We start from the raw sequence: 16,084 nt of genomic DNA on the forward strand, positions 1-16,084 counted from the left end.
TTTTTTATTGATGGCCTATGTTGGTTTTGCGGCAAACATGGGCTCTGTCATCAGTCTGATATCCTATGTTAGTGCGCATATGGGCAAAAAAAAAGCTGCATCGCAGGTTAGCGTGAAGCAAAAAAAAAAGCCGCTAGCAATAAAGCTAACGGCTGAAAATAACCTGTTTCCCGCTACATTACGCGGTTGCCGTTTCCTTAGCGGAGTCAGCTTTATCGTCACCTTGCTGCGCCATACGGCTCAGTTTCGGCGCGGTGAGCATCATCAGAACCGCAATAACGGCGGTGGCGATACCAATCTGCATGAATACACGGCCATAAACTTCCAGGGAGACCAGCGGGTCGGTCACATTCTCAGGAACAGCCATCAGGTTGGCCACTTTACCCGCGATGATTGCAGCACCAGCGGTAGTCAGGAACCAGCTACCCATGATGAAGCCCATCAGACGCTGTGGAACCAGCTGTGCAACCATCGCCAGACCCAGGCCTGAGATCATCAGCTCGCCGATACTCTGCAGCGCGTAGCTCAGAATCAACCAGCTTACCGAGACGATACCGGCGTCGGAGGCGAATTTAGCGCCCAGCGGCAGTACCAGGAAGGCCAGGGAGCACAGCACCATACCGAATGCGAACTTATGCGGCATTGGCATACGGTCGCCCATTTTGTTGTAGATAGCGGCCAGAATCGGGCTACCAATCATGATCCAGAATGGGTTCAGCGCCTGGAACTGTTCTGGTTCGAACATCACGCCCAGAATGGAGTGCTCAACGTTACGAATCGCAAAGAAGTTCAGCGAGGTTGGCATTTGGCTGTACAGCACAAAGAACACAATCGCTTCAACCATCAGGATGAAGGCCACAATCATCTTACGACGAGCGGCGCCCTGCATAGCAAAGGCTTCTTTAGCGAAGACAATCACGATGCCCAGCGCGACCACACCCAGAACCATACGCGCGATACCCTGGTTGTGCAGCAGCCAGGTCGCCGCGGTAATCAGCACCAGAACGCCAACGATAGTGGCGGCCAGTTTGCCAAATTGCACAGGCTGGAAGTCAGGTTTAGAACCGTGGTTTTTCACCCACTTCTTACAGAACATGAAGTTCACGAGGGTGATCAGCATACCCACGAAGCTCAGGGAGAACGCCACGCTCCAGCCATACTTCGCGGCAAGCCAGGGTGTGGCAAGCATGGAGAAGAAGGAACCGATGTTGATGGACATGTAGTACATAGTAAATGCACCGTCCAGACGCGGATCGTCCTTTTCATAGCAGGTAGACAGCAGGGAAGATGGGTTTGCCTTAAACAGACCGTTACCCACGGCGATAGTCGCCATACCCATATACACCACAGCCACATCGTGGCCGGAGTAAGCGACCAGCGCATAACCAATAGCCAGAACGATAGTACCCAGCACAATGACGCGCTTGGTGCCAAGCACTTTATCGCCCAACCAGCCACCGATAGCCACCATGCCGTAGACCAGGGCGCTAAAGGAAGAGAACAGGGTGATGGAGTCAGCTTCGGACATCCCCAGCATTTTGACCAGGTAAACGGCCATGATGCCTTGCAGGCCGTAGTAGCCAAAACGCTCCCATAATTCGATAGAGAAAATCAGGTAGAACGATTTAGGTTGTTTGAAGGCGTTCAGTGAAACGCTTTCTGCTGGTTTTTTGTTTGCAGTCGACACATATACCTCTTTTTTTACATCCCATTTTAACAGGAGCTTTCTAAGCGTCATGCCGGTCAGACATTCGCTTTTTTAGTTATAAGGAAGGGGAAACGGCGGGTAATGTTCACTATCCTGCGCATTCAGGCAAGGGGTTTGTAATGTTCTGTTACATTTATCTCGAGCGATATAATGCTGGGGAAAGGGATTTGTTATTCAGCGTTAAATTTTATCAAAATGAGCTTTGCCAATTTATTCTCTGCTTAATGGAATCAATAACCCTAATTTAGGTATATATTCTGCTTTAAAGCGCTAAGTATAGTCATATGGGCCAAGTGTAAAGAATTGTGCAGTCTATTGTACTGCCTGGAGCGGGGTAATAGCGCTGAACCGGAGGTCATTTGTTTCATTCTGATGACTTAAATTTAACATCAGGTTATCCATGTGATCTGAGTCACATAATTATGGAAAATTCTTATCGTAAAAAAACGATTAACCTGTTCAGTCGATTATCTGCCAGATTATCTAAACGAAGCGGCGGGACTGTACAGGATAAATATAGGGGGTTTGCCATGATGATGGCATGGGGAATGGCAGTGGGGGAGGGAGCCTGCCGCAAACGCCGCAGGCGGTAGAGATTAGATGTCGACTTTTTCCCGATATTCACATAAATCTTCAATGATGCATGAGCCACAGCGCGGCTTGCGGGCAATGCAGGTATAGCGGCCATGCAAAATCAGCCAGTGGTGGCAATCGACTTTAAATTCTGCCGGAACCACTTTTAACAGTTTTTCCTCAACCTGCTCAACGTTTTTGCCCGCGGCAAAGTTAGTGCGGTTACAAACGCGGAAGATATGGGTATCAACGGCGATAGTCGGCCAGCCAAAGGCCGTGTTCAGCACCACATTCGCCGTTTTGCGCCCTACGCCGGGTAGCGCTTCGAGCGCGGCCCGGTCTTCCGGGACCTCGCCGTTATGCAGCTCAATCAACATCCGGCAGGTCTTGATGACGTTCTCAGCCTTGCTGTTAAACAGGCCAATGGTTTTGATGTACGACTTGATCCCCTCAACGCCCAGCGCCAGCATGGCCTGCGGCGTGTTAGCGACCGGATAGAGCTTCGCTGTCGCTTTATTTACGCTGACATCGGTAGCCTGCGCTGACAGCAACACGGCTATCAGTAATTCAAACGCGGAGCTGAATTGTAACTCAGTGGTGGGGTGTGGATTGTTATCGCGCAGGCGCGTGAGGATCTCTAGCCGTTTGCTCTTATTCATGACGCTTTCTCTGGATGACCTTCCGTTGCAGCAGCTTGCGCTGTGCGGCGCGTTTTCATTTTTTCATCAATAAGATACTTCACGGCCAGCATCAAACCCAGGCCGATAAAGGCACCCGGTGGCAACATGGCGAGCAGGAATGGGGTATCGGTATGAAAAACTTCAATCCGCAAAGCTTTTGCCCAGTTGCCCAGCAGCGCATCGGCCCCGTCGAACAGCGTCCCATTGCCGATAATTTCACGCAGCGAGCCGAGGACGAACATTGCGCTGGTGGCGCCGATGCCGATGGCTAAACCATCCAGCGCGGCAAGGGGTACGCTATTCCTGGCGGCAAAGGCTTCGGCGCGGCCAATCACAATACAGTTGGTGACAATCAGCGGGATAAAAATCCCCAGCGATTGATACAGACCGTAAGCATAAGCGTTGATCAGCATCTGTACGGCGCTGACCACCGAGGCAATGATCATCACATACACCGGAATACGAATTTCTGCCGGTACCCAGCGGCGCAGTGCGGAAACGGCGCTATTGGTCAGCACCAGCACCAGCGTGGTGGCAAGGCCCAGGCCAAGGGCATTAGTGGCGGTGGAGGTGACCGCCAGCAGCGGACACAGGCCCAGCAACTGCACCAGGGCGGAGTTATTTTTCCATAATCCCTGAACGACAATATCTTTTACTTCGCTCATGGTTGTGCTCCACAGGCAGGTAGATTAGCCATTTGCGCGGGTAATGTTTGCGCGAACAATCCCGCTCGTTTTACCGCATTGACCACCGCACGAGGCGTGATGGTGGCACCGGTAAATTGATCAAACTGGCCGCCATCTTTTTTCACCGCCCAGCTCGGGTCATCCTGCCCGTGAATGGCTTTGCCAGCAAAATGGGTGATCCAGTTGCTCAGACGCGTGTCGATTTTATCGCCCAGCCCCGGTGTTTCATGATGTTCGGTAACGCGCGAGCCCAATACTCTGCCGCTAAAATCCGCCGCGACCAGCAGTTGAATAGCACCGGAATAACCATCTGGCGCGGTAGCCTCCATGACCACCGCCACCGGCTGCTCGCCTTTACGCGCCACGTAAATCTGGCGTTCGCCTTTACCTAATGGTGAATCATTCACTATCACGCAGCTGTTCTGAATATTGTTGTCGTAGCTGTCGGGCGCAATAACCTGATCGAACAGCAACTTCTGCTGTGCGACGGCCTGCTGCTCGATAGTGCCTTTGGTTAAGGCATTCACTACGGCAGTTAACCCCGTGGCCAGTGCGGCAAACAGCGCAAGTGTTACGCCATGTTTTTGCATTGTTTTTAGCATGACGTCTCCTTAGCGATGCCCGTAAGCACGAGGGCGTGTGTAGTAATCGATCAGCGGCACGGTAATATTTGCCAGCAGCACGGCAAACGCCACGCCATCCGGGTAGCCGCCAAAGGTGCGAATCAGCCAGACCAGCAATCCTGCCAGCGCGCCAAAAAGCAGGCGCCCGCGGTTGGTGGTGGAGGCCGTTACCGGATCGGTGAGAATGAAAAACGCCCCGAGCATGGAGGCGCCAGAGAACAGATGGATCAGCGGTGAGGCACATTTTTCAGGCGCCAATATCCAGCCCAGCGTGGCGCACGCCGCCAGCGTCAGCAGGAAGCTGAGCGGAATATGCCAGCGAATCGTCCCTTTGATCAGTAAAAACAGGCCGCCTGCCAGGAAGGCAAGGTTCACCCACTGCCAGCCAATGCCCGCCAGCACGCCGCTGTAAATGGGGGCTTGCAGCAAATCTTGTGGAGTATGCCCGGCGCGCAGGCCTGTTTTAAAGGTGTCCAGCGGCGTGGCCTGGCTGATGCCGTCAATGCCGGTACGCAGTTGTGCCATGGTGTCGCCGGCGAGCGTGGCACCGGAAAATATAACGTGCAGCGAATCAGCAAAATCGGGCACGGTGGCGGCAAGCGTATGCGGAGGCAGCCACGCTGTCATCTGTACCGGAAAGGCGATTAGCAAGACCACATAACCCACCATTGCCGGGTTAAAGGGATTATGCCCGAGGCCGCCATACAGCTGTTTCGCGATAATCACCGCAAATACGGTACCGAGGATCGCCATCCACCACGGCGCAAGCGGTGGAATACTGATACCTAACAACAATCCAGTTAATACGGCAGAGTTATCACCCAGGATGCGCAGCGGCTGTTTACGAAGTTTTAACACCAATAATTCGGCAGCAACGGCGGTCAGGATAGCGGATGCTATCTGCACCAGGCTGCCCCAGCCGAACCAGTACCAAAGCATGGCTATTCCCGGCAGCGTAGCCCAGCTGACCATCAGCATAATTCGGGAGGTGCTGCGCTGGTTATGGGTATAAGGGGAGCTTGCTATCTTAAAAACCATCTATTCCTCTGATGCCATTTGATGCGCGGCCTTACGGGCCTGAACCCGGGCGATAGCTGCGGCAACCGCGGCTTTACGCGGGTCCTGCTGGTCGTCGGCAGCGATTTCGGGCGATTGCTCTTCAGCCTGAGCGGCTTTACGCGCTTTAGCACGCGCAATCGCGGCTTCAATTGCAGCTTTGCGTGGATCGACAGTATCAACGGCCGCCACTTCAGGCGCAGCTGTGCTTTCCTCTGTCTGAGCGGCTTTCCGCGCTTTAGCACGCGCAATCGCGGCTTCAATTGCAGCTTTACGTGGATCGACAGTATCAACGGCCTCCACTTCAGGTGCAGCTGTGCTTTCCTCTGGCTGAGCGGCTTTCCGCGCTTTAGCACGCGCAATAGCAGCTTCAACTGCGGCTTTGCGCGGATCGGCGGTAGCCGTTGCGGTTTCGTTAAGCTGTGCTTCTTTCTCCGCCTGACGCGCGCGGGCCTGCGCTTTGCGAGCTTCACGCGCGGCAATGACCTGCTGATTATCAGGCAGGCTACCCGCCTGAATTACAATCGGCTCATTGTCCTGTGCCTTCTTACTTTTCACGCGGGCAAGCGCCGCCTGAATAGCGTGGTTATCTTTTGCCGTCGGTTGTACCGCCGCCTGTTTATGGCGCTCCAGGCGAGCGGCTTTTTCACGCTCCAGACGTGCCTGACGCGCTTCGAAACGCATTTTAGCTTCGGCGGTACGTTTAGCCTCAAGTTCGATTTCGCGGATCTCGGCTTTTTCCTGGCGGAAATACTGTACCAGCGGAATATTGCTCGGGCAGACGTAGGCGCAGGCTCCGCATTCGATACAGTCTTTCAGGTTATGGGCCTGAGCTTTATCGTGCTGCTGCCCGCGGCTGTACCAGTAAAGCTGCTGCGGCAGTAAATCAGCCGGGCAGGCGTCGGCACAGGCGCTGCAACGGATGCAGCTTTGCTCTTCCTGCGGCTCGCCCATTTCATTCGCGTGTGGTGCCAGCAGACAGTTGGTCATTTTAACCACCGGAACATCCAGCCACGGCAGGCTAAAGCCCATCAACGGGCCACCCATAATCACTTGCCGATCGTGGCCGGGACGGAAGCCAGCGAAATCAAGTAGATGACGAACCGGAGTACCCAGGCGCGCCCAGACATTGCCCGGCTGCTGAATGGCACCGCCGGTTAAGGTCACTACGCGCTCGGTTAACGGTTCACCATCGATAATTGCGCGTTTTACCGCGAACGCCGTGCCCACGTTTTGCATCAGCACGCCAATATCGGAAGAGCGCCCGCCTTGCGGAACCTGTTTACCGGTCAGGATCTGCGTGAGCTGTTTGGCCCCCCCGGACGGATATTTGGTGGGGATCACCCGCAGCTCAATACCGTGGCTGTTGCACAGCACCGCACGCAGCATCGAAATGGCCTGCGGCTTGTTATCTTCAATACCGATTAATACGCGTTGCGGTTGCAGAATATGGGCGAGAATGCGCACCCCTTCGATAATTTGCGCGGCACAGTCCTGCATCAGGCGGTCATCGGCTGTGATATAAGGCTCGCACTCGGCCGCATTGACGATCAGCGTATCTATTTTATCGCCGCCGCCCAGCAGTTTATTGCCCGTCGGGAAGCCTGCGCCACCCAGACCGGCGACGCCAAACTGATGGATGCGCTCAATCAACGCTTCGCGGCTGTGAGCGGCATAGTCAGGCCAGCCGTCGCGTTCAATCCATTTATCTTCGCCATCGGCCTCCAGCATCACGCTCAGCTCTGCCAGTGCAGAAGGGTGAGCGGTGGAGTGGGGGGCAATGGCGGTAATGGTGCCGGAAGTGGGCGCGTGCACTGGCAGCATGCGCCCACGGCCACGGGTCAGAGGCTGTCCACGCAGCACATAATCTCCAGCCTTCACGCACAGCTCGCCTTCAGCGCCAATATGCTGTTTCAACGGCATAATCAGCTGCTGTGGCAACGGAACCTGGCGCAATGGCGTGCCGTTAGACTGAGTTTTCATTTCCGGAGGATGAATTCCCCCGTTGAAATCCCAGATTTTGTCTTTTTTAAAACGGGCCAATAAATTAAGCATTTTGCTCCACCGGAATGAGTCTGACCGGGATGGTTTGCAGATCCCACTTCCAGCTTTCTGTGGTGGTTTCGACCGGGCGCAGCTCAATACAGCGCGTAGGGCACGGGTCGACACATAAATTGCATCCGGTGCAAAGGTCACTAATTACGGTATGCATGGCGCGAGTCGCACCGACAATGGCATCCACCGGGCAGGCCTGAATGCATTTGGTGCAGCCAATGCAGTTGGCTTCATCGATAACCGCCAACATGCGCACAGGCTCCTGTGCCGGGGCATCGCCTTCAATCGGCTGCGGATCGACGTTAAGTAAAGTCGCAATCTTGTGCATCACGGCTTCGCCACCGGGCGCACAAAGATTGATTTTTGCCCCCTGATTGCCGACGGCCTCTGCATAAGGGCGACAGCCGGGGTAGCCACATTGCCCGCACTGGCTTTGCGGCAGCAGCTCATCAATTTTATCGACAATCGGATCTTCTTCCACGCGAAAACGGCGTGAGGCATAACCGAGGATCAGACCAAATACCAGGCCAAGCAGGCCCAGCACAACTACTGCCATCCAGATGGTACTCATCAGAACTTCACCAATCCGCTAAAGCCCATGAACGCCAGCGACATTAAGCCTGCGGTAATCAGCGCGATGGCATTGCCGCGAAATGGCGCGGGAACATCGGCTACCGCCAGGCGTTCGCGAATAGCCGCAAACAGCACCATAACCAGCGAGAAACCCACGGCGGCTGAAAAACCGTAAAATGCCGACTGCAGGAAATTATGTCCGAGATTGATGTTCAGCAACGCCACGCCCAGCACCGCACAGTTAGTGGTAATCAGCGGTAAAAAGATACCCAGCAGGCGGTAGAGCGCCGGGCTGGTTTTGCGCACCACCATTTCGGTGAATTGCACCACCACGGCAATCACCAGAATAAACGCCAGGGTGCGCAGGTAGACGAGGTCAAGAGGAATAAGGATCAACTCATTGACCAGCCATGCGCAAATGGACGCCAGCGTCAGTACAAAAGTGGTCGCCAGCCCCATGCCGATAGCCGTCTCCAGTTTTTTGGACACGCCCATAAACGGACACAGGCCAAGAAACTTCACCAATACGAAGTTATTGACCAGCACCGTACCAACAAAGAGCAGCAAATAATCTGTCATGAATAAGACCTGAAACAAAAAAGCCGCCTATTATCGTCTAACCGACCGATGACGACAACTGGGCGTTTATAAGGTTATTACGGTTTGATAAACGTCTGCTTCACGCGCTGTGAACGCTTGAGGTACGGGACCAGCAAAGCCGCAGCCAGCAGCGGGAACATCAGCTGACGTAATGCCAGATCGTCGTTCACCGGGGAAAACGCGAAAGTTTTAATCGCTAACAAAACCGACAGCAACAACCAAAGAATATAATGACGTACCACATTCTTACGGCGTTTGCAGAAGGCGATAGTCAACCAAACGGTATACCCCCACATGGCGATGGCGCAGGCAATTGAGGTGTACCAGAACAGCACCATTTTGGGGCCTTGTGCGCTCATAAGTCGATGGCTTTCTGGGGAGATAAGCATCATAAGATAAATGGCTAACGCAATACTGCTGCTCAGTAAGGTCATCAGAAGCCAGGCAAGAGGGGCGAGCAGCCAGCCTGCAATGCGCGGTGCGGGCTCAGAAACTTGCGTCGTCATCATGTTACCTCCCGAATAAAAGAAAAGACTTTCCCTATGTGACTCATAAGGCGGGAGGATTATAAGGTTTTTTTAACGCTTGGCTACCGCTGCGATCTCAGACCACATAGCGCCAGACGGATTTAGGCACGCAGCCCAAATCGAATAATCGCCCGCCGGAGACTAATTCAGCCCGACGATGATCGGCCGCGCGATACATATTCATCAGTTCGGTATTATCCGTGAGGGTGTAATTCAGATGGTCATAGAGCTTTTCAAGACTTTCGGAGGAGCTAATTTTACGAAACTTCATTAAATAATCGAGAGCGGTCATGAGGGGCAGTTATCCTGGCGCTGTAGGGTAGAGAGCACGTGGTGCATATGTTTTGCCTGAATAATAAACGCAAAACCCTATTGATATCCTGATAAATCCGCTGCACGGTTTTTTTTAGGAATTTTCATCGCCTGAAAGTTTATCAATGGTCGCTTCTGCTATTTGCTCGGCAAATACGCAACTGACCCGCAACAATATAATTACTTGTTGTTACAATCTACAGGATGGTATCCAATAGCTTGTCCAAACCTATGAGGAAAGCAAATGAGTGATAATATTCGTGTCGGATTAATCGGTTACGGTTACGCCAGCAAAACCTTTCATGCCCCCTTAATCGTTGGCACCTCGGGTCTGGTTCTCGCCGGCGTCTCCAGCAGCGACGCCACGAAAGTTCACGCGGACTGGCCAGCGATGGCGGTGGTTTCCGATCCTCATCATCTGTTTAACGACCCGGATATCGATCTGATTGTTATCCCTACGCCAAACGACACGCATTTCCCGCTGGCTAAAGCGGCGCTGGAAGCGGGAAAACATGTGGTGGTCGATAAACCGTTCACCGTGACGTTGTCACAGGCGCGCGAGCTGGACGCGCTGGCAAAAAGCCGTGGCTTACTGCTTTCGGTATTTCACAACCGCCGCTGGGACAGCGACTTTTTAACCGTGAAAGCGCTGCTGGCAGACGGTTCGCTGGGCGAAATAGCCTATTTTGAATCACACTTTGACCGCTATCGTCCACAGGTCCGTAACCGCTGGCGTGAACAGGCGGGCGTAGGGAGCGGCATCTGGTACGACTTAGGACCGCATCTCATCGACCAGGCGCTGCATCTCTTCGGGCTACCGGTGAGCCTGACGGTTGATTTAGGCCAGCTGCGCCCGGGGGCACAAGCTACCGACTACTTCCACGCGGTGCTGGCGTATCCGCAGCGTCGGGTCGTGCTGCATGGCACATTACTGGCGGCGGCTGAAACCGCACGTTATATCGTTCATGGCGCACGCGGCAGTTACATCAAATACGGGCTTGATCCGCAGGAAGATCGCCTGAAAGCGGGCGAGAGATTGCCGCAGGAAGACTGGGGTTACGACATGCGTGACGGCGTGTTAACGCTGGCGCAGGGCGAGGTAATGGCGGAGCAAACGTTGCTAACGATACCAGGTAACTATCCGGCGTACTACGCGGCGATTCGTGATGCGCTCACCGGACACGGCGAGAACCCGGTTCCGGCGGCCCAGGCCATTCAGGTGATGGAGCTGATTGAGCTGGGGATGGAGTCTGCGAAACATCGCGCCACGCTAAACCTGGCATAATGCTGAATTTTTGCAGCATCTCACCCAGGCGTTTTACCGGGTGAGATGCGTTGCTACTGCGCGGTTGGCTTTAAGAGAGAGCCCGCAGGTTTATGCTCTGCCAGATACTGCTGCTGGAAAATACACATCCGGATGGTGTTGCGATATTCACCATTAATAAAGAACTCGTGGATTAATTCACCTTCCACCATAAAGCCGAGCTTTTTATAGATATGCACGGCTTTTTCATTCTCTTTATCGACAATCAGATAGAGCTTATACAGGTTAAGCACCATAAACCCGTAATCCATCGCCAGTTTAGCCGCGCGCGTAGCCAGACCCTTACCCTGATAGTCAGGCGAAATAATAATCTGAAATTCCGCCCGGCGGTGAACATGGTTAATTTCAACCAGCTCTACCAGTCCGGCTTTTTCGCCGTTGCACTCAATCACAAAGCGGCGTTCACTTTGATCGTGAATATGTTTGTCATACAGATCGGACAGCTCGACAAACGCCTCATAGGGCTCTTCAAACCAGTAGCGCATCACGCTGGCGTTGTTGTCCAGCTGATGGACGAAGCGCAGATCTTCGCGCTCCAGCGGGCGCAGTTTGATGGGAAGTGGCTGGCTCATTTGAATTCCTTTCAAAGTGAATAAGGCTCCCCGCAAGAAGCCTTATCGGGAAACGGCGGCGATTAAGGAGCGAGAGTGCGGCCGGTGCGGCGATCCAGGCAGCGCAGGGTGTTCGGCTCCCAGTAAGCATTGACGTTGGCGCTTTTCTGGCAATTATCGCGGGCATCAAAAGCGGTGTCGGTTTTATCCCACTCTTTTTCGGCGCGCTTGTTCACTTTATGGCGCAAAGAGCGGGTGTCATTCCACTGCTCTTTGTCCATCGCCGCATCCTGGCGAGTTTGCGCGTTGTCACCAGATTCAATAATCAGTTTATTGGTCTGAGCATTGGCTGGTTGCACAAACGCAAAGGCACTCAGCAACAACGCCACAGGCAGGGTTGCCACAGACAGACGTTTGCGAAGGATTGTGTTCATTGCGGTTTCCTTTTAGGGTGATGCACTTATTAAGTCACTATACCCGTGATACTTCAAGCTGCAGATGCGTTGGCTACACTCACAAACCCCAGTCACTTACTTATGTAAGCTCCTGGGGATTTGCTCCCTTGCCGCCTTTCTGCAACTCGAATTATTTAGGGTATATACTACGGCGAGCTGCGCTCAGATTAGCCCCATTATCCCAGACAATGTTCAATATGATCAAAACAACCTTGTTATTTTTTGCAACGGCGCTGGCCGAAATCATTGGCTGCTTTTTACCCTGGCTGTGGTTAAAGCGCGATGGCTCACCGCTGCTGCTGATCCCCGCCGCATTTTCGCTGGCGATGTTCGTCTGGCTGTTGACGCTTCATCCGGCAGCCAGCGGCCGCGTTTATGCCGCTTACGGCGGCGTGTATGTGGTGACGGCGCTGCTGTGGTTACGCGTGGTGGATGGCGTAAAACTCAGCTCTTACGACTGGGCAGGCGCGGGTATCGCCTTCTGCGGTATGCTGATTATTGTTGCTGGCTGGGGGCGAGCCTGATTAACCAGGGCGGCGTGGGCAGAACAAATACTGTGCAATATTGGCTATATTTTATTCGTTTCATGATGTTATTATTTTATTCCGTTATGACCTTGAAATGGATGAATTATGGATAAGTTGTTGATTCTTTGCAGCGTCATGCTTTTTGCCGCTGGCGCTATGGCAAATAAAAAACCGGCCACGGAGCTTAAATGGGGCTCGGAAGATGAGAATGGCTGTCGGGGAAATATCTGTTTTAAAGCTAAGCAACATCAGTGGCCGGAGATGGATCAGAAAATTGACAAGGCCGACCGAATGCGCCTTACCGATCCTTTCTCGGCGCACAATAGTGATGATGGAAATGACCAGAAAAGCGCGGAAGTCACGTTTAATCTGGACTGAATCGCTACCTGCTTAATTTCTCGCCTCGGTATTGACCGGGGCTTTTTTATATTTGTCTTTCCTTAAAGCGCGTCCGGGGCCCCCGTAAAAAAGCAGGCAAATCAACTTATTGATTTTTGCCAGTGCAACTCCGGAAGCCCAAAGGGTAGTGAAAACGTTGCCGGTTTGCTGAAGCAATATCAGGTTGTTATACAACTTTATTTTTGTGTCATACCGAAAGCACAAAAGTTTAATGCAAATCAATATGCAGACTACCATGTCAGGTAGTCTGTGACGGTCCCCAAGTTCACTACTCAGCGAGTTTTAAAATGGAAAACAAGCTCTTATCTGCAAAAGCTATTCTCCCACACTATGACCGTAGCCAGCTGGTATCACGCATCGTTCACCTCGGCTTTGGCGCGTTCCACCGTGCACATCAGGCGGTGTACGCCGATATTCTGGCCGCTGACCACGGTAGCGACTGGGGGTACTGCGAAGTCAACCTGATCGGCGGTGAGCAGCAAATTGCTGATTTAAAACAGCAAGATAACCTTTATAGCGTGGCAGAGATGTCTGCCGATGCCTGGCATTGCCGCGTGGTGGGGGTGGTGAAAGAGGCCATTCACGCGCAGGTCGATGGTCTGGAAGCGGTGTTTGCCGCAATGACCCAGCCTGAAGTGGCGATTGTCTCTTTAACCGTGACGGAAAAAGGCTACTGTCATACACCATCAACGGGCACCATCCTGCTGGATCACCCTCTGATTGCGCACGATCTTGCCAATCCTCAGCAGCCAAAATCTGCGCCAGGCGTGATTGTAGAAGCGCTGGCTCGCCGCAAAGCTGCGGGCCTGCCTGCCTTTAGCGTGATGTCCTGTGACAATATGCCGGAAAACGGCCATGTCACCCGCAACGTAATTGTTGCCTATGCGCAGGCGCTTAACCCGGAACTGGCCGAGTGGATTAAAGCGAATGTGACCTTCCCATCCACTATGGTGGACCGTATTGTTCCCGCGGCTACCGCCGAGACGCTGGAGCAAGTAGCCCAGGCGACGGGCGTCGTCGATCCTGTTGCTATCGCCTGTGAGCCGTTCCGTCAGTGGGTTATCGAAGATAACTTCGTCGCGGGCCGCCCTGAGTGGGAAAAGGCCGGTGCCGAACTGGTAAAAGACGTGGTGCCTTATGAAGAAATGAAGCTGCGCATGCTCAACGGCAGCCACTCATTTCTGGCCTACCTCGGTTATCTGGCCGGATATCAGCATATTTCCGAATGTATGCAGGACGAAAATTATCGTCGCAACGCGCATGCGCTAATGCTGCAGGAACAAGCGCCAACTTTACAAGTTCAGGGGGTTGACCTGGCGAAATATGCCGACTCGCTGATTGCGCGTTATACCAACCCGGCGCTGCGCCACCGCACCTGGCAAATCGCGATGGACGGTAGCCAGAAGCTGCCGCAGCGCTGGTTAGACTCCATCCGCTGGCATCTGGCCAACGGCAGCAAATTCGACCTGCTGGCGCTGGGCGTTGCGGGCTGGATGCGTTATGTCGGCGGTGTGGATGAGCAGGGCAATCCAATTGAAATCAGCGATCCGTTACTGCCTGCGATTCAACAAGCTGTTGCGGCAAGCAAAGAAGGGGAATCCCGTGTTAAGGCTCTGCTGGGGCTGAAAACTATCTTTGGTGACGATCTGCCGTCTAACGCAAAATTCGTTAATCAGGTGATTGAATCTTACCTGGCACTGCATGAAAACGGCGCGCGAGCGACGGTGGCGAAATTCTAAATTCTGCGGTTTATCACTCGCCCGGAAACGGGCGAGATTTTAAAAACTTACTCTTCACTAAACCAGTCGCGCTTCTCTTTACGAATTAGCAATATTGACTGGCTAATCTCATGCAGATGGCGATGCATCGCCTGATCCACATCGTGTTCATCATGGCGTTTAAGCGCGTCAAAAATCTCATGATGCTGGGAGAGCAACATCTCCGGCGGCGTGACGTGATCCAGACTCATATAACGCACCCGGTCCATGGTGGCTTTGATATTTTCCACCGTGTCCCACGCCAGGCGGCAATCAGCCACCAGCGCCAGCTGCTGGTGGAACTCATCGTCTAGCTGGAAGAAATCATTCATCTGGTTGCGGTCAATGGCCGTACGCTGTTGATTTAACAGCTGCTCAAGCATATACAGATGTTCATCCGTTGCCATACTCGCCGCCCGTTTTACCACCGCCCGCTCAATCGCTTCACGGACAAAACAGCCGTTCTTCACCTGGCTGACGGAAATCTTATTCACGTAGGTGCCACGCTGTGGGCGAATTTGCACCAGCCCCGTTTCCGCCAGTTTAATAAAAGCTTCACGCACCGGCTGGCGGGAGACTTCAAAACGTATCGATACCTCTTTTTCGGAAAGCGGAGTTCCTGGCGGGATGAGGCAATGAACGATATCCCGACGCAAAATACGGTAGATTTGTTGGTTTACAGGCTGTGTAGGGTTGAGCAAGGTTGACGATGACATTAAATTTTTCTTTTCGTGGATGAGCCGTGCAAATTTAACATTTATTTGAACCCTCGCCCATACCCGGAACACGCCTGCGGGTATGGGCGGGGAGATTAACCTTCGCGGTGTACGCTAAGCCCGGCAAACGACTGGCTGACCGGCATCATCTCGAGGGTATTGATGTTGACATGTTTTGGCAGCGTGGCCACCCACCAGACGGCTTCAGTAACATCTTCAGCGGTCAGGGGATGGGCATTCTCATAGGTTTTTTCGACTTTGCCGTCATCACCTTTGAAGCGCACGTTTGAAAACTCGGTGCCGCCCACCAGACCCGGTTCAATATCCGTGACGCGAATAGCGGTTTTATGCAGATCGGCACGCAGATTCAGGCTGAACTGGCGCACAAACGCTTTCGTGGCGCCATAGACGTTACCCCCGGCATACGGCCAGCTACCTGCGGTAGAGCCGATATTGATAATATGGCCACGGTTACGTTCCACCATGCCGGGCAGCACGGCACGAGTCATATAGACCAGGCCTTTATTATTGGTATCGATCATCGTTTCCCAGTCATCCGGATCGGCTCTGTGTGCCGGCTCCATGCCCAGCGCCAGGCCCGCATTGTTGACCAGCACATCGATATTACGCCATTCGTGAGGCAGCTGTTCTATTGCCTGTTCGATAGCGGCACGATTGCGCACGTCCAGCTGCAGCGTAATGATGCTGTCACCCAGTTCATCTTTAAGCTGCTGCAGCCGCTCCAGGCGGCGGCCGGTAGCGATCGCTTTATGGCCCTGCTGGACGAAACGACGGGTAATACTCTCACCAAATCCGGCGGTGGCGCCGGTTACCAGAATAATCATCTCACTGTTCCTCAACGCTTTTTGTTTTGTTATACCTTAGCATGCTAAGGCTGTTAGTGATAATTGAACTTTAGCGCAGGCCACGCCGGAAGGGTGCTGGCGAATTGACGACCGCTG

At 53.3% G+C, this 16,084-nt stretch carries 18 protein-coding genes; 4 read left to right on the forward strand and 14 right to left on the reverse strand.

The features are described from left to right. Positions 1-178: 178 nt before the first annotated feature. The 10 genes from dtpA to ydgT all read right to left on the reverse strand — a co-directional run bounded on the left by dtpA (position 179) and on the right by ydgT (position 9,373). On the reverse strand, positions 179-1,687 hold the full coding sequence (gene dtpA, locus EHN07_RS17105; protein ID WP_124025243.1) for a dipeptide/tripeptide permease DtpA: 1,509 nt from the start codon (positions 1,685-1,687) through the stop codon (positions 179-181). A gap of 617 nt (positions 1,688-2,304) precedes the next feature. Next, on the reverse strand, positions 2,305-2,940 hold the full coding sequence (gene nth, locus EHN07_RS17110; RefSeq protein ID WP_124025244.1) for an endonuclease III: 636 nt from the start codon (positions 2,938-2,940) through the stop codon (positions 2,305-2,307). Next, a complete protein-coding gene (locus tag EHN07_RS17115; RefSeq protein WP_124025245.1) occupies positions 2,937-3,626 on the reverse strand; it encodes an electron transport complex subunit E in 690 nt (229 codons plus the stop codon). The genes nth and EHN07_RS17115 overlap by 4 nt, the downstream gene beginning before the upstream one ends. Continuing rightward, the gene (gene rsxG / locus EHN07_RS17120) at positions 3,623-4,249 is read right to left on the reverse strand and encodes an electron transport complex subunit RsxG (RefSeq protein ID WP_124025246.1); all 627 of its coding nucleotides are present in this window, start codon (positions 4,247-4,249) and stop codon (positions 3,623-3,625) included. The genes EHN07_RS17115 and rsxG overlap by 4 nt, the downstream gene beginning before the upstream one ends. A 9-nt stretch (positions 4,250-4,258) precedes the next feature. Continuing rightward, a complete protein-coding gene (rsxD, locus tag EHN07_RS17125; RefSeq protein WP_124025247.1) occupies positions 4,259-5,308 on the reverse strand; it encodes an electron transport complex subunit RsxD in 1,050 nt (349 codons plus the stop codon). Then, on the reverse strand, positions 5,309-7,381 hold the full coding sequence (gene rsxC / locus EHN07_RS17130; RefSeq protein WP_124025248.1) for an electron transport complex subunit RsxC: 2,073 nt from the start codon (positions 7,379-7,381) through the stop codon (positions 5,309-5,311). Beyond that, a complete protein-coding gene (gene rsxB / locus EHN07_RS17135) occupies positions 7,374-7,952 on the reverse strand; it encodes an electron transport complex subunit RsxB (RefSeq protein WP_124025249.1) in 579 nt (192 codons plus the stop codon). Before rsxB ends, rsxC begins: the two co-directional genes overlap by 8 nt. Continuing rightward, positions 7,952-8,533 carry an electron transport complex subunit RsxA gene (rsxA, locus tag EHN07_RS17140; RefSeq protein ID WP_124025250.1) on the reverse strand — a complete coding sequence of 194 codons (582 nt, stop codon included), beginning with the start codon at positions 8,531-8,533 and terminating at the stop codon, positions 7,952-7,954. The genes rsxB and rsxA overlap by 1 nt, the downstream gene beginning before the upstream one ends. Positions 8,534-8,610: 77 nt before the next feature. Then, on the reverse strand, positions 8,611-9,063 hold the full coding sequence (locus tag EHN07_RS17145; protein WP_124025251.1) for a DUF2569 domain-containing protein: 453 nt from the start codon (positions 9,061-9,063) through the stop codon (positions 8,611-8,613). A 94-nt stretch (positions 9,064-9,157) separates the two neighbouring features. Next, positions 9,158-9,373, reverse strand: a complete 216-nt coding sequence (ydgT, locus tag EHN07_RS17150) for a transcription modulator YdgT (protein ID WP_124025252.1) — start codon at positions 9,371-9,373, stop codon at positions 9,158-9,160. A 264-nt stretch (positions 9,374-9,637) separates the two neighbouring features. Here ydgT and EHN07_RS17155 point away from each other — a divergent pair, with 264 nt between their 5' ends. Further along, positions 9,638-10,678 carry an oxidoreductase gene (locus tag EHN07_RS17155; RefSeq protein ID WP_124025253.1) on the forward strand — a complete coding sequence of 347 codons (1,041 nt, stop codon included), beginning with the start codon at positions 9,638-9,640 and terminating at the stop codon, positions 10,676-10,678. 53 nt (positions 10,679-10,731) lie between these two features. Here the strand turns inward: EHN07_RS17155 and speG are convergent, their stop codons facing one another. Continuing rightward, on the reverse strand, positions 10,732-11,289 hold the full coding sequence (gene speG / locus EHN07_RS17160) for a spermidine N1-acetyltransferase (RefSeq protein ID WP_124025254.1): 558 nt from the start codon (positions 11,287-11,289) through the stop codon (positions 10,732-10,734). A 62-nt stretch (positions 11,290-11,351) separates the two neighbouring features. Next, on the reverse strand, positions 11,352-11,702 hold the full coding sequence (locus EHN07_RS17165; RefSeq protein WP_124025255.1) for a DUF1283 family protein: 351 nt from the start codon (positions 11,700-11,702) through the stop codon (positions 11,352-11,354). Positions 11,703-11,920: 218 nt separating this feature from the next. On the opposite strand from EHN07_RS17165, the gene EHN07_RS17170 reads away from it, so the two are divergent. From EHN07_RS17170 to EHN07_RS17180, 3 genes are all read left to right on the forward strand, one after another. Then, the gene (locus EHN07_RS17170; protein WP_124025256.1) at positions 11,921-12,247 is read left to right on the forward strand and encodes a YnfA family protein; all 327 of its coding nucleotides are present in this window, start codon (positions 11,921-11,923) and stop codon (positions 12,245-12,247) included. A gap of 108 nt (positions 12,248-12,355) precedes the next feature. Continuing rightward, on the forward strand, positions 12,356-12,628 hold the full coding sequence (locus EHN07_RS17175; protein ID WP_124025257.1) for a hypothetical protein: 273 nt from the start codon (positions 12,356-12,358) through the stop codon (positions 12,626-12,628). Positions 12,629-12,936: 308 nt separating this feature from the next. Next, entirely contained in the window at positions 12,937-14,388 is a 1,452-nt protein-coding gene (locus tag EHN07_RS17180) for a mannitol dehydrogenase family protein (protein ID WP_124025258.1), read from the forward strand. A gap of 47 nt (positions 14,389-14,435) precedes the next feature. Here EHN07_RS17180 and EHN07_RS17185 read toward each other — a convergent pair whose 3' ends face one another. Both EHN07_RS17185 and ydfG read right to left on the reverse strand, forming a co-directional pair. Beyond that, positions 14,436-15,122: a GntR family transcriptional regulator gene (locus EHN07_RS17185; RefSeq protein ID WP_124025259.1), complete on the reverse strand. Its 687-nt coding sequence runs from the start codon at positions 15,120-15,122 to the stop codon at positions 14,436-14,438. A gap of 95 nt (positions 15,123-15,217) precedes the next feature. Further along, the gene (gene ydfG, locus EHN07_RS17190) at positions 15,218-15,967 is read right to left on the reverse strand and encodes a bifunctional NADP-dependent 3-hydroxy acid dehydrogenase/3-hydroxypropionate dehydrogenase YdfG (protein WP_124025260.1); all 750 of its coding nucleotides are present in this window, start codon (positions 15,965-15,967) and stop codon (positions 15,218-15,220) included. Positions 15,968-16,084 lie beyond the last annotated feature (117 nt).

Origin of the sequence: Buttiauxella warmboldiae, assembly GCF_003818135.1 — a bacterium.
Classification (GTDB): domain Bacteria; phylum Pseudomonadota; class Gammaproteobacteria; order Enterobacterales; family Enterobacteriaceae; genus Buttiauxella; species Buttiauxella warmboldiae.

Bases quoted from the DNA above. Each gene is read 5' to 3' on its own strand.
- EHN07_RS17115 (WP_124025245.1), bottom strand. From the start codon at position 3,626: ATGAGCGAAGTAAAAGATATTGTCGTTCAGGGATTATGGAAAAATAAC.
- rsxC (WP_124025248.1), bottom strand. From the start codon at position 7,381: ATGCTTAATTTATTGGCCCGTTTTAAAAAAGACAAAATCTGGGATTTC.
- rsxG (WP_124025246.1), bottom strand. From the start codon at position 4,249: ATGCTAAAAACAATGCAAAAACATGGCGTAACACTTGCGCTGTTTGCC.
- EHN07_RS17165 (WP_124025255.1), bottom strand. From the start codon at position 11,702: ATGAACACAATCCTTCGCAAACGTCTGTCTGTGGCAACCCTGCCTGTG.
- EHN07_RS17185 (WP_124025259.1), bottom strand. From the start codon at position 15,122: ATGTCATCGTCAACCTTGCTCAACCCTACACAGCCTGTAAACCAACAA.
- EHN07_RS17175 (WP_124025257.1), top strand. From the start codon at position 12,356: ATGGATAAGTTGTTGATTCTTTGCAGCGTCATGCTTTTTGCCGCTGGC.
- EHN07_RS17155 (WP_124025253.1), top strand. From the start codon at position 9,638: ATGAGTGATAATATTCGTGTCGGATTAATCGGTTACGGTTACGCCAGC.
- speG (WP_124025254.1), bottom strand. From the start codon at position 11,289: ATGAGCCAGCCACTTCCCATCAAACTGCGCCCGCTGGAGCGCGAAGAT.
- rsxD (WP_124025247.1), bottom strand. From the start codon at position 5,308: ATGGTTTTTAAGATAGCAAGCTCCCCTTATACCCATAACCAGCGCAGC.
- rsxB (WP_124025249.1), bottom strand. From the start codon at position 7,952: ATGAGTACCATCTGGATGGCAGTAGTTGTGCTGGGCCTGCTTGGCCTG.
- rsxA (WP_124025250.1), bottom strand. From the start codon at position 8,533: ATGACAGATTATTTGCTGCTCTTTGTTGGTACGGTGCTGGTCAATAAC.
- EHN07_RS17145 (WP_124025251.1), bottom strand. From the start codon at position 9,063: ATGATGACGACGCAAGTTTCTGAGCCCGCACCGCGCATTGCAGGCTGG.
- EHN07_RS17170 (WP_124025256.1), top strand. From the start codon at position 11,921: ATGATCAAAACAACCTTGTTATTTTTTGCAACGGCGCTGGCCGAAATC.
- ydfG (WP_124025260.1), bottom strand. From the start codon at position 15,967: ATGATTATTCTGGTAACCGGCGCCACCGCCGGATTTGGTGAGAGTATT.
- ydgT (WP_124025252.1), bottom strand. From the start codon at position 9,373: ATGACCGCTCTCGATTATTTAATGAAGTTTCGTAAAATTAGCTCCTCC.
- nth (WP_124025244.1), bottom strand. From the start codon at position 2,940: ATGAATAAGAGCAAACGGCTAGAGATCCTCACGCGCCTGCGCGATAAC.
- EHN07_RS17180 (WP_124025258.1), top strand. From the start codon at position 12,937: ATGGAAAACAAGCTCTTATCTGCAAAAGCTATTCTCCCACACTATGAC.